The organism is Paenibacillus sp. BIC5C1 (assembly GCF_032399705.1).
In the GTDB taxonomy this organism is placed as follows: Bacteria; Bacillota; Bacilli; order Paenibacillales; family Paenibacillaceae; genus Paenibacillus; species Paenibacillus taichungensis_A.
In genome coordinates this window covers 37961-50641 of sequence record NZ_CP135922.1, presented here as the reverse complement: position 1 = coordinate 50641, position 12681 = coordinate 37961, and the positions used below count along the sequence as shown (strand labels likewise).

At 46.6% G+C, this 12681-nt stretch carries 11 protein-coding genes; 1 reads left to right on the top strand and 10 read right to left on the bottom strand.

Annotation, left to right across the window (positions count from 1 at the left end):
* Nucleotides 1-99: 99 nt before the first annotated feature.
* The 5 genes from spoVT to pth form a co-directional block, all read right to left on the bottom strand.
* Nucleotides 100-642 carry a stage V sporulation protein T gene (gene spoVT, locus RS891_RS00230; protein WP_113055718.1) on the bottom strand — a complete coding sequence of 181 codons (543 nt, stop codon included), beginning with the start codon at nucleotides 640-642 and terminating at the stop codon, nucleotides 100-102.
* Between the two features lie 319 nt (nucleotides 643-961).
* Complete coding sequence (locus tag RS891_RS00225; RefSeq protein WP_315794138.1) at nucleotides 962-2104, bottom strand: peptidylprolyl isomerase; 1143 nt, start codon at nucleotides 2102-2104, stop codon at nucleotides 962-964.
* On the bottom strand, nucleotides 2088-5615 hold the full coding sequence (mfd, locus tag RS891_RS00220) for a transcription-repair coupling factor (protein ID WP_315794137.1): 3528 nt from the start codon (nucleotides 5613-5615) through the stop codon (nucleotides 2088-2090). The genes RS891_RS00225 and mfd overlap by 17 nt, the downstream gene beginning before the upstream one ends.
* Nucleotides 5616-5893: 278 nt before the next feature.
* Complete coding sequence (locus RS891_RS00215; protein ID WP_024633714.1) at nucleotides 5894-6124, bottom strand: anti-sigma-F factor Fin; 231 nt, start codon at nucleotides 6122-6124, stop codon at nucleotides 5894-5896.
* 98 nt (nucleotides 6125-6222) lie between these two features.
* Entirely contained in the window at nucleotides 6223-6783 is a 561-nt protein-coding gene (gene pth / locus RS891_RS00210; RefSeq protein ID WP_315794136.1) for an aminoacyl-tRNA hydrolase, read from the bottom strand.
* Nucleotides 6784-7149: 366 nt separating this feature from the next.
* Between pth and RS891_RS00205 the strand changes: the two genes are divergently transcribed.
* Nucleotides 7150-7350 carry a hypothetical protein gene (locus tag RS891_RS00205; RefSeq protein ID WP_024633712.1) on the top strand — a complete coding sequence of 67 codons (201 nt, stop codon included), beginning with the start codon at nucleotides 7150-7152 and terminating at the stop codon, nucleotides 7348-7350.
* A gap of 107 nt (nucleotides 7351-7457) precedes the next feature.
* Here RS891_RS00205 and RS891_RS00200 read toward each other — a convergent pair whose 3' ends face one another.
* From RS891_RS00200 to ispE, 5 genes are all read right to left on the bottom strand, one after another.
* The gene (locus RS891_RS00200; protein WP_017691370.1) at nucleotides 7458-8411 is read right to left on the bottom strand and encodes a ribose-phosphate diphosphokinase; all 954 of its coding nucleotides are present in this window, start codon (nucleotides 8409-8411) and stop codon (nucleotides 7458-7460) included.
* Between the two features lie 101 nt (nucleotides 8412-8512).
* The gene (glmU, locus tag RS891_RS00195; protein WP_397386922.1) at nucleotides 8513-9904 is read right to left on the bottom strand and encodes a bifunctional UDP-N-acetylglucosamine diphosphorylase/glucosamine-1-phosphate N-acetyltransferase GlmU; all 1392 of its coding nucleotides are present in this window, start codon (nucleotides 9902-9904) and stop codon (nucleotides 8513-8515) included.
* Between the two features lie 393 nt (nucleotides 9905-10297).
* Complete coding sequence (gene spoVG / locus RS891_RS00190) at nucleotides 10298-10582, bottom strand: septation regulator SpoVG (RefSeq protein ID WP_017691372.1); 285 nt, start codon at nucleotides 10580-10582, stop codon at nucleotides 10298-10300.
* 188 nt (nucleotides 10583-10770) lie between these two features.
* Entirely contained in the window at nucleotides 10771-11598 is an 828-nt protein-coding gene (purR, locus tag RS891_RS00185) for a pur operon repressor (protein WP_053778929.1), read from the bottom strand.
* Between the two features lie 98 nt (nucleotides 11599-11696).
* Nucleotides 11697-12551 (bottom strand): 4-(cytidine 5'-diphospho)-2-C-methyl-D-erythritol kinase, encoded by an 855-nt coding sequence (gene ispE, locus RS891_RS00180; protein WP_315794134.1) that lies wholly within the window; start codon nucleotides 12549-12551, stop codon nucleotides 11697-11699.
* Between the last annotated feature and the right edge of the window lie 130 nt (nucleotides 12552-12681).

Here is a 12681-nt window from a genome sequence, read left to right as displayed (position 1 = left end):
GTATCCTGTTCTTCAGGACATCATCCACACGGTCTAGAGCTTCCGTAAAATGCAAAAACTCCTGTATGCCCTCAGGGCACCAGGAGTTGATCTGCTTTTTTATTGCTCCATCTGTTTGCCAAGGAATCCGGCAGCCGTCTCAGACATTTTGATTTCCATCTGAGACATCTTCACCGATTCATCCTTGTTGAAAAGGATAACCGTTCCGATGGGGTCACCACCCGAAATGATTGGAGCGATAACAAAAGACGATAACGTCTCGTCATGATCTTTGCTAAGCTCATACGAACCATTGTTGGTCTCCATAATCGTCTTCCGGTTTTCCATACAGCTCTCCACCAGTTGACCTACCTGCTTGTCCAGATACTCTTTCTTGGAACCGCCTGCGACCGTAATAATCGTATCACGGTCAGAGATCATCGTTACATGGCCTGTACTTTCATACAGCGATTCTGCATATTCTTTGGCAAAATCACCAAGTTCGCCAATCGGCGAGTATTTTTTAAGAATAACCTCTCCATCGCGGTCCACAAAAATCTCAAGTGGATCGCCTTCACGGATACGTAACGTACGGCGGATTTCTTTCGGAATGACCACTCGACCGAGGTCATCTATACGGCGGACAATACCAGTAGCTTTCATTTCACATGTTGCCCCACTTTCTCGAGAAGATTTTTCAACTACTGTTCCTTAATGGGTAGAGGAAAGTCCCAGAACGTTTAGTGTGATATCTTGACCATAGTATTCATCTGTTCCCATTTCCTTATACATACTTTGGAGAATATAGTTGTGTAAACTTCCACAGAAGGCGACCATTTACCCACTTTGCTCCATAGATACAAGGAAAAGCAAGAGGGAGGCCTTAAGACCCCCTCTTGCTTTTCTGTATGGTTGTCCATATTTGAAGCGTTCAGTGTATCACCCAGACAAATGTATTGGCTGGAAGTACGCATTCGCTATCTTACTTACCGCTTGTATCTGTACTTTCATCTGTTTTTGTATCCTTGTCGGTTCCAGTTGTTCCTTGATCCGTTTTGGTATCCGTACCCGCATCGGTTTTCTCACCCTCAGTACCTGTATCAGTTCCTGTACCGGTTGTGCCTTCAGTCGTGCCTTCTTCAGCCTTGTCTGTTTTCGGCAGTTTTACTTCTTTTACGATTTTGTCCAGTTCGCTGGTCATGAATGTGTCGATCTCAGCAGCGGCCAATTGGCTTTTGAGTGTTTCTTTTTGCTCAGCAGTCAATTTCGCGTAGTCCGCTTCTGTACGTTTTTCTACTTTCATGATGTGATAACCATATTCAGTCTCTACAGGATCACTGATTTTGTTCAATGGCAGCGTTTTGGCCGCTTCTTTGAACGCATCTACCCAGCTAGCTACAGGTGTATCTTCATACAATCCGCCTTTTTCTGCAGAACCTGTGTCTTCAGAGTATTTCTTTGCAATTTCAGCAAAGTCTGCTCCGCCGTCCAATTTGGCTTTCACTTCTTTCGCAAGTTTCAGAGCATCTTCCTTTTTACGCTCTTTTTGCGTTTTTGGATCCGTAAAGTTAATCAGTACGTGACGAACAGACGCCGTTGTGAACTGATCTTTATTTTTCTCAAATTCAGCTTTAATCGCATCTTCAGTAACGCCAGTTTCTTTGTCCTTAATTACTGTCATAATGCGAGTCATGTAATCTTTAATGTTCTGGTCTGTCAGGTTCTGAGCTTTCAGCATCTCAGTCCATTGATCAGCTTGAACAGAAGCCTTCATTTTGTCGAATTGCTCTGTCGCTGTTTTGGCACCTTCGGTTTTCGCTGCATCACTTGCTTTTCCACTCAAATATTCATATGCAACTTCCTGTTTTACCAGGTATTCCTTGAAATCATCCATATCCATCATTTGTGCATATTCCGGATAGAGGAATTTCATGACCCGTTGCTCCATGTCGAATTCATTGGCTGTAATTGTACCGCCTTCATACGTAGCGACTACAGCACTTGTATCCTTTGTTTCCGTTGTTGCTTCTTCCTTCTTGCCACAAGCAGCAAGCAGTGATAGGGACAGTACTGCTACCATACTCACAGACAGTACTTTCCCTACTTTTTTATACTTTGCTAACATCCTTTAGTTCCCCCTTTGATTTAAAAGCACTTTTCATGGACTCCAGAAATTTCTCTACCAGCTCCATCAGTTGCTTGTCCCCAAGCCCTTTGCCCTTGACATGAATAAGCATATGGGGTCCTTGTTCAAATTGTACACGTCTTTCGAACTGATTTCCAATGTGTGCGATTTTTGAGAGCTCAAATGCATGTTCTCGGCCTTCATAGAACTTCACTGTAAGATCATCTCCGCGTTGGGAGATGGATTCAATACCGTAAATCTTGCCATAGACTTTCATTCTGGCCACCGCCAGCAGGTTGATCACGGCTTCCGGCAGATCTCCGAATCGGTCAACCAATTCGTCTTCCAGTTCCATTGCATCGTCGAAGGAGGCAATAACCGCCACTTTTTTGTAAATTTCAATCTTCTGAATACTGTCATAAATATAATCAGACGGCAAGTACGCATCGATACTGAGATCCAGCGTTGTGTTCCACTGATCGGATGAAACCGGCTCTTCGCCGAGCATCGTAACTTTCCGTTTGTTGATTTCCTCTGCCAGCATCTGAGAATACAGATCGAATCCGACAGACGCAATAAAGCCGTGCTGTTCAGCTCCGAGCAGATTACCCGCGCCGCGGATCGACAAATCACGCATCGCGATCTTAAATCCCGAACCCAGTTCAGTGAATTCCTTGATCGATTGCAGACGTTTCTCAGCAACTTCGGTCAGCACTTTGTCCCGTTGGTACGTGAAATACGCATACGCAATCCGGTTGGAACGTCCCACCCGTCCACGCAGCTGGTACAGCTGCGAGAGACCCATTTTGTCCGCGTCATGCACGATCAGCGTATTTACGTTAGGAATATCCACCCCGGTCTCAATGATGCTTGTGCTGACGAGTACGTCATATTCACCATCCAGGAAGTCCAGAATAGTTTTCTCCAGCTCCGTTTCCGACATCTGGCCATGACCCACACCAACCTTGGCTTCAGGGACCAATTCGGAAATTTCGGCAGCCATCTCCTGAATTCCCTGCACACGGTTATACAAGTAGTAGACTTGACCGCCACGAGCCAATTCACGTTCAATCGCTTCACGAACAAGTGCCTGACTGTGTTCAACGACATACGTCTGTACCGGAAAACGGTTTTCCGGCGGTGTCTCGATAACCGACAGATCCCGAACGCCCAGCATGGACATGTGAAGGGTACGCGGAATCGGCGTCGCTGTCAGTGTCAGCACGTCCACGTTTGTTTTCAGCTTTTTCAGTTTTTCCTTGTGGGTTACACCAAAGCGCTGCTCTTCATCTACAATTAACAGGCCAAGATCCTTGAAGACTAGATCCTGTGACAATAACCGATGAGTACCAATGACAATATCGACGGTGCCTGCCTTGATGCCTTTGGCCGTCTCATTCTGTTCTTTACGTGAACGGAATCGACTAAGTACATGAATGTTGAACGGATATCCCGAGAAACGCTCACGGAACGTTTCATAATGCTGCTGAGCCAAAATGGTTGTAGGAACCAATACAGCAACCTGTTTACCCTCAATGGCAGCCTTAAATGCAGCACGGATCGCAACCTCGGTTTTGCCGTAACCGACATCCCCACACAATAAACGGTCCATCGGACGATTTTGTTCCATATCCTTCTTGATTTCTTCGATGGCACGCACCTGATCACGTGTCTCATCATAAGGGAACATGTCCTCAAACTCCTGCTGTTCCGCAGAGTCTTTGTCGAAGCCAAAACCTTTTGACGTCTGGCGTTCCGCATAAAGCTTGATTAGATCATCAGCAATATCCTGTACGGATGTGCGGACTTTATTTTTAACTCGTGTCCACTCATTACCGCCCAGCTTATATATTTTCGGCTCTTTCTCTTCCGAACCGACATATTTCTGAATCAGATCAATCTGCTCAATCGGTACAGACAGTTTGTCTCCACCTGCATAGAGAATATGCATGTAGTCTTTGTGAATCCCGCCAACCTCAAGTGTGCCAATCCCGAGATACTTACCAATCCCGTGATTCTGGTGAACGACATAATCGCCAACTTTCAGCTCACTATAGGATTTAATACGTTCAGCATTATCCACATTGCGAATCGGTTTGCGCACTTTGCGCTGCTTCTGTGAGAACATCTCACCTTCGGTAACGACAGCCAGATGAATAGAAGGCATTTCAAATCCGGTTTGCAGGTTGCCAATAAGCATCTCCGGCTCAGGAATATCATAGTCCATGAGTACCCGGCGCATGCGATCAAGTCTTTCCTCACCGTTAGCCAGCATGAGCACCTGAACTCCGGCTTTCTGCCAGCGCTCCATCTCTGCTTTGAGCACGTTCATCTGACCATGGAAGTCCTGCATTCCACGACTGATAAAGTTAAGAATATTCTGCGGCTGGGTATGAGGAACCTGACGCAAAAAGATGGACATAAACAACGTCTGGAATGGACGTTCATAGATCAGATCATCCCCATCGGCCGACAGATGCAGGTCCGGAAGGGTCTTTCCGTTTTGCATCAGATGCAGATTCCACTCCGACTCATCCCGGTCAAGCTGTTTTGACGTCTCTGCGAGCCTTGCCGGCTCATCGAGTACAAGCAGCGTATCTTCTGGCATGTAGTCGTAGATCGTCTTGTTTTCTGGATAGAGCGGTGAAATATATTTATACATTTCGGAGAAATACACATGCTCCCGCAGAAGTTCGATCTCGCGATGAATTTCTTCTCGCAGACGCAGCTTCGCCTGCCGGTCTGTCATTTTCTCCAACTGTTGGTCAAGCAAAATAACGGCTGCATCCGCAGCCTTCTCCATACGTTCGCGATCTGCAATTAACTCTTTGCACGGCAGTACCGTTACTTCGTCAATTCGTTCAATGGAGCGCTGATCTGCAGGATCAAAAGTACGAATGGAATCGATCTCATCGTCAAATAATTCCACACGATACGCAATGGACGATGTGACCGGATAGAAATCAATAATTCCTCCACGGACGCTCATCTCGCCGCGCGATTCCACACGTTCCACGCGTTCATATCCGAGCTTCACCATCTCCAGCAGGAATGAATCGAGCTCCAGCGTATTGCCTTGTTTAATTGTAATCTGAGCATTAGCCATCACTTCTGGAAGTGGAACATAACGCCGTACCCCGGAAAATGGGATAACAACAACGCCCCTGAATCCCTGGGCGCAACGGACCAACACGTCAATACGCTGACCCAATGTTTCCGGACTGGAAACAGCAGCTTCAGCGGCAACAAGCTCGTTGGCAGGATAGAGCAGCACCTGATCTGGTGAAAGCGCTTCCTGTAAATCTTCTGCGATTTTTTGAGCGGAAAACATATTGTGTGTCACAACGAGCAAGGGGCGGTTCATTTCCTGATGTAAGGCAGCCAGCATAATCTGACGCGCCGAACCGGATAAGCCCGAAACCAACTGCTCCTTCATACCGGATGTAATCCCGGCCGTAATGGATCCGAAGTCCGGATCTTTGGAAAAAGCCTGTATAAGTGCTTGTAACAAAAGGGGCACCTCTCTTATAACTTACTTGAGTATCTCACGCCTGCGCGTAGGTTCACCACATTAGAAATTGGATACAAATTCCTTTTTGTCCTGTTTCATCATAAAGGATTAATCGCTTCTTTGCCACATCCGTTTGATGTAGCTGAAAGGTAATTTGGATATAGTCTGGTTTCATCCCAACTGAAAAGAAGCCTCAGCAGGCTGCCAAGGCTATAAAGGTGAAGCGGTATTCCGCAGCCACCATCATCTGTCACAAGTTCTTGCTGCGGGCGAGTTAATTATTGAAGCGGACTCGCAAGCAGACTCAGCTCAGGATTGAATTCCAGAGCTTCTTTGCAATAATCACATGTAATCCGAACGGTTATATCGCCACCGGAATTATACGCTATTATATCCCTCCGCTCGTCGGGGGTCAAGAAATGAAAGCCCAATTGCGCTTCCGTTATCCGGGCAGAATCGATTCGTCCAATAAAAGTACGGCAATGCCTGCACACATAATTCACTGACATGTTTATGCCTCCTGAACATGGTTTATACGTCCAGTATGCCCATTAAGACGGAATCGAACCCGGATCTTGATCATTTTTCCAGTGTCAACTGCAGCGGTTCACCCGTTGAACTTGGCCATCGTCTGCTCAAACGTATGATCCAGACTATACTCCAATGCATCACAGGTCTGTTCGATCGTTTGATCGAGCGCTTCCTTTTCGTTCTTCATAAACTTGGACAGTACGTAATCTACAATGGCATGTCCCGGTTCTGGTCGGGATATTCCCATCCGCACCCGGTTAAACTGCTGAGTACCGGTGTGCTGGATAATGGATTTGATTCCATTGTGACCACCTGCACTGCCCTGGTAACGCAATCTGACTTTGCCTGTTTCCGTGTCCATGTCGTCATAGACAACAATCAGGTCTTCCAGACTAACTTTATAAAAGTCCATATAAGCCCTTACCGACTCACCGGACAGGTTCATAAACGTCATTGGTTTAATCAGCACCGTTTTGACGCCACCAATTACGCCTTCTCCAATGAGCGCCTTGCATTTGCTCTGCGTTATGGAGATATTATGGCGCTCTGCGAGTCGATCAAGTGCCATAAAGCCGATGTTATGACGAGTTTTGGCATAGTTCGTGCCTGGATTTCCGAGGCCGACAATCCACTTCATCTTGTTCCCTCCTTCGGATCAGCCTAAGGTGAAGCATAGACTTCGAATGTTATATTTCATATAATATCAACAAAGTGAGATTCGAATTGTTATATAATTTGAACTAAAGAGTATTTACACTGGCACTCCGATGACAGAACAACTTTCCGATCGCTGTTATCCCCGGATTTTTTTGATTTCTTTATGAAAAGGTGAAAATCCGGGGATAGCTTATGCTTTCGATGTAGCTTTCTTGCAGAAAGCTTTCAGGCGAACGCTTCGCTTCTTCAAGTTATTTCTGTCCTCTCCGTTATCGTGTAAATGTTTAGTTGATCTTATATAGTGTTTACATTTATTATTTCATCAACCCAGGAAGGTGAGCGGGTTTTGCGCGAAGACAACGGACAACTGACTCAACATAGCGATTTTATCTATCATCTGGAATATCACGTACCTGTACAGGTATATGACCGCGACACCCATATTGAGATCGGACTAATCACTCGTTTCGATAATCAATTTGTCGAAATTGCCGACACTCTTTTTCATCGGCGCCGGTTCCGTTTTATCTCCCGCCCCGGATACTAGAAATTCGGCAGGCACTTTTCACTTCCAATATAACGGCACGCCGACAGGGGTTACATTTTCCATTGATCCGGAAAACGTAACCCCTCTACTACTTTATGCAGACATCCTTATTCAATTTCAAACAGCTTGCTGATTGACAATTCCTCATGAACCCGGATAATGGCTTCTCCGAGCAAAGGTGCTACAGACAACACTTTAAGTTTGCTTGTCGGGTTAGCATGCGTAATCGGAATGGTATCCGTTACGATAACTTCCTTCAGCGGTGCATTCTCCAAGCGTTCCATCGCAGGTCCGGACAATACTGGGTGAGTACAGCAAGCGTATACTTCCTTCACGCCGCCTTCCATTAGAGCATTCGCTCCCAATACAATCGTTCCTGCTGTATCAATGATGTCATCGATCAGAATTGCTGTTTTACCTTCGATGTTACCGATAATGTTCATCACTTCGCTGACGTTCGGCTCTGGACGACGTTTGTCGATAATTGCGAGAGGTGCATTCAGGAAGTCAGCCAGTTTCCGAGCGCGTACTACGCCGCCGTGGTCAGGCGATACAACAACCGGATTTTCGATCTGTTTCGAGCGGAAATATTGAGCCAAAATCGGCACGCCGAGCAAATGATCGACCGGAATATCGAAGAATCCCTGAATCTGCATGGCATGCAAGTCCATCGCGATTACACGGGTTGCACCCGCCTTTTCGATCAGATTGGCAACCAGTTTGGCTGTAATCGGGTCACGCGAACGGGCCTTACGGTCCTGTCTAGCATAGCCATAGTACGGAATAACGACGTTAATCGTCTTGGCAGATGCCCGTTTAAGTGCATCAATCATAACGAGCATTTCCATCAGGTTGTCATTAACCGGCAAGCAAGTAGACTGCACGATATAAACGTGACAGCCCCGAACACTCTCAGAGAGTTTCACTTGGATCTCACCATCACTGAAGCTGGTTGTGTGAGATTCACCCATAGGAATTCCGATATAATCAGCAATTTGATGGGCAAGCTTGGGGTTAGAATTGCAAGTAAATATTTTTAATTTCGAATCAAAATAAGTCATAAAATAAAAACCCTCCGTGCTGGTTCATTGGAATCTATAAGCGTCTGCGACATGTCGGCACCCCCCGATGTTCAGGAGGCAATTCTTAATATCAATACCCCTTATTCGGGTTTGGCATTTTGTTTCTTGGCTTTGGCACGACCACGAATTTTCTCCGCATATCCAGGTTTGTTCTCCTGGCGTGGGCGGGCAATCGCAAGATCGTTTTCGGGAACAGAATGGGTAACGGTAGAGCCTGCAACAACATATGCGCCTTTTCCTACCGTGACAGGTGCAATCAGATTGACATTACTGCCTACGAACGCATCATCTTCAATCGTCGTTACAGCTTTATTATATCCATCATAATTCACTGTTATTGCCCCGCATCCAACATTTACGTTTTTCCCTACTTTAGCATCCCCAATATAACTGAGATGAGATACTTTGGAGCCTTCATCAATTGTAGCATTTTTCACTTCAACAAAGTCACCAATTTTTACGTTGCGGCCCAGTTTGGTGCCTGGACGCAAATAAGCAAATGGACCTACAGTTGCTTCTGATCCAACCTCGGTTTGTGACAGTACAGAATGCTTGATTGTAACTCCATCCTGAATGATGCTATCTTCCACATCTGCCTGAGGACCAATATGGCATGCTTCGCCGATGGTAGTTGTACCTTTGAGTATGGTACCCGGATACAATACTGTATCTGATCCAATGGTAACATCCGCCCCGATATATGTCGATGCCGGATCGATGATCGTAACACCGTTCAACATATGTTTCACCGCCAAACGTTCACGCATGAACGCTTCTGCTTGTGAAAGGGCAAGTCGATCATTAACTCCGATGGATTCCGCGATGTCATCTGACATGTAAGCTTCCACCACTTCTCCATCATTACGGAAAATGCCAACCACATCAGTGAGATAATACTCTCCCTGAGCATTCTGGTTCGTCACTTTCTCCAACGCAGCGAATAATTTGGCATTATCGAAGCAGTACGTACCTGTGTTGATTTCGTTCACAGCATCTTCCTGCTCCGTGCAATCCTTCTGTTCAACAATGCGCTGTACAGAACCATCTTCTCCGCGAATAACGCGGCCGTACCCTTTGGGATTGTCCAGTTTAGCTGTGAGAACCGTTGCTGCTGCTCCGCGGCTCTCATGGAGCTTCATCAGTCCTTCCAGCGTCTCGCTGGTCACAAGTGGTGTATCTCCACAGACAACAATGGTTGATCCTGCTTCACTGCCGAGCAGAGATTTAACCTGCTTCACCGCATGTCCTGTTCCCAACTGTTCAGCCTGAAGCACGTACTCTGCTCTGGAACCCAAAAATGACTGCACCGCTTCGGCACCATGACCGACCACAACGACGCTACGTTCAACGCCTGCGCGAAGAGCTGCATCCAGCACGTGACCCACCATCGGTTTACCGCATACGGGATGCAGTACCTTGTACAATTTCGATTTCATACGTTTGCCTTGCCCTGCCGCAAGAACGATTGCCATTCTTTTCAAAATTTACGACCTCCTGTTCTGAAAAACCCATCGTTTGACCTTACCTGTATATATCCGATGAGTAACGTTCAGCCGGCCCTGCGCCGGTCTTGTTCATCGCCTGCTGTCTCTGTAATCACGCGTAACAACGCGGACACCAACAAATCGTGACCTATATGTATACGCCGTGTACCTGTGAGCTTAACCGATTCCCATGATTCCTAAGATGCCGCCCTGTTACCAAGCGCACGCTGCGCTTTTTGTTCTTTCAACATTTTGCAACATTCAAGCTGCGAAAATGCTCTTCTGTGAATAAACTCAATACTGAATATATCTTATTCCGGTCAAAAAGAAAAGAGAGCCATAAGACATGGCTCTCTTTTCCTTCGAACCCCAATAATGTTCTCAGGCACCTTCTTCAATGACTTCTTCCTCAGTTGCTGCGCGATCATACTCAGTCAAAACAGCTGCTTGAATCTTCTCGCGAGTACCGGAAGAGATCGGGTGGGCGATATCACGGAATTCTCCGTCAGGAGTCCGCTTGCTCGGCATAGCAACAAACATTCCGTTATTGCCATCGATGACGCGAATGTCATGAACGACGAATTCGTTATCGATGGTAATGGATGCGATAGCCTTCATTCTCCCCTCAGAGTTAACACGGCGGAGTCTGACATCCGTAATTTGCATGTGTGTGTTCACCACCTTTTTCCATCAGAACTTGGTGTATAATTCCACACAGCCTATACGAACTCCTTCTTTTTATAACCACAAAAATGTCCTAATTTCAGGAATTTTTTTATTTAATACACAATTCGACATTGTTAGTGCCAGCTCGATGGAAAAGAACTTTTCCCGACATGCAATTCGTCATGATTCTACAGGTCAAAATAGTTGCCAGGCTTAACGGAAATGTGTCTGCTCTTCGCATCAACTGCCGTCAGCTTCGCCAGAGATATGTAGTCCGTCAGCAGTCGTTCTTCTGAATCAACCGATCCAGATTCTACTAATACGCCTACTCCGGCTACCGTGGCATTAAACTCGGCCAATAGGTCGATCATCCCTTGGACGGTTCCCCCAGCCTTCATAAAATCATCTACAATGAGCACTCTGGAGTGCTCACGCATGGCCCTGCGAGATAGGGACATGGTATGTAGGCTTTTATGGGACCCGGATACATAATTGATACTTACGGCCGATCCTTCCGTAGCCTGATGGTCCCTGCGCACGAGCACTACAGGCAGATTGAGTTGGGCTCCGGTAGCATAAGCAAGCGGAATCCCTTTAGTCTCGACCGTCATCACCACATCAATATCCATATTGCCAAAGGCCGTTGCAAAAATCTTGCCAGCTTCATTCATCAATGCGGGCTGTCCAAGCAGGTCGGACATGTACAGATATTCACCAGGGAGTATCCGATCCGGCTGCGCAAGCTGGGTAGAAAGTCGTTCTGCAAAAGCCAGTGCCAGTTCTCTGGACACCTTCGGAATCCACTTTACTCCCCCGGCTGCTCCAGCCAGTGTATGCAGTTCTCCCGAACCACCTTCTTCGAACACTTCCTTGATAATCGCCAAATCTTCACTGATCGACGACTTCGCAGCTCCATAGCGTTCGGCAAATGTGGTCAACGGAATAACCGTATGCGGTCTAGACAATAAGTACTGCGTCATTTCAACCAGCCTTGCGCTTCGTTTTAATTTCTTCACAGAGATCCATCCTCACGATCACGGAAAACATCCAAATCCGAATAATTATTTAAAAATATACCACCTTTATACGTGTTTGTACATTATAAAAGCGAATATTAGGTTAGCATACGTACAGCATAAACTTCTTTACAGAAGCCTCGCAGTCCATTGTAGACTCGGGCAACCTTGGACTCTTTGGAAACTAATCCAAACACGGTTGGACCACTGCCTGACATTAATACTCCGTCTGCTCCAAGCCGAATCATGGCATCTTTCAGATGCTGAACTTCCGGATACAGCTTCAACGTTACGTCCTCAAGCACATTCCCCATCTGCCCGCACACTTCGGCAAAGGATTGGTTACGGATGGCCTGCTCCATTTTGGCAGCACTCAGATGACGAACAATCTTGTCGCTGCGGAAACGCCCGTAGACGTCGGCTGTGGACACATTAATCGGCGGCTTGGCCAAGATCACCCAACATTGTGGGGGATTCGGCATCGGTGTCAGCTTCTCCCCACGGCCTGTAGCAAGTGCTGTTCCACCTGTAATGCAGAAAGGCACATCAGACCCCAGTTCAGCTCCGAGCTCCTGAAGCTCTTGATCCGGGATGTTGAGACGCCATAGGCGATTCAATCCACGCAGCGTTGCTGCTGCATCACTGCTGCCGCCAGCAAGTCCGGCGGCCACCGGTATTTTTTTGTCCAGATGAATATGGACTCCAGTTTTCACATCATAACGCTCTTTGATGAGCCTGGCTGCCTGAAAAGCCAGGTTCTTCTCATCCAGGGGGATATATCCCGCCTGACTGGAGATAAAGATCGTGTCACGAGGAAGCTCAGACATTTCCAGTCGATCGGCAAGATCCACCATCGTCATGATCATCTCAACTTCGTGAAATCCATCTCTTCTTTTATGTAAAACGTCTAGCATCAAATTGATTTTAGCAGGCGCTTTTTCGTAAATTTTCAAGGCGTTCACCCGTCCTCACCTTTTCCCTAAGACAACTTAACATATTATATCAAAATGGGGCTGTCAAGTCATTTCTATTCCGCATCCATGGGGAAAAAGCGAGGTCATTCCTGCCGGATTGCCCCGCTCT

Coding starts and splice junctions, on each gene's coding strand:
- RS891_RS00225 (WP_315794138.1), bottom strand. CDS start 2,104: ATGTTAGCAAAGTATAAAAAAGTAGGGAAAGTACTGTCTGTGAGTATG.
- spoVG (WP_017691372.1), bottom strand. CDS start 10,582: ATGCAAATTACGGATGTCAGACTCCGCCGTGTTAACTCTGAGGGGAGA.
- RS891_RS00200 (WP_017691370.1), bottom strand. CDS start 8,411: ATGACTTATTTTGATTCGAAATTAAAAATATTTACTTGCAATTCTAAC.
- spoVT (WP_113055718.1), bottom strand. CDS start 642: ATGAAAGCTACTGGTATTGTCCGCCGTATAGATGACCTCGGTCGAGTG.
- pth (WP_315794136.1), bottom strand. CDS start 6,783: ATGAAGTGGATTGTCGGCCTCGGAAATCCAGGCACGAACTATGCCAAA.
- glmU (WP_397386922.1), bottom strand. CDS start 9,904: ATGGCAATCGTTCTTGCGGCAGGGCAAGGCAAACGTATGAAATCGAAA.
- RS891_RS00215 (WP_024633714.1), bottom strand. CDS start 6,124: ATGTCAGTGAATTATGTGTGCAGGCATTGCCGTACTTTTATTGGACGA.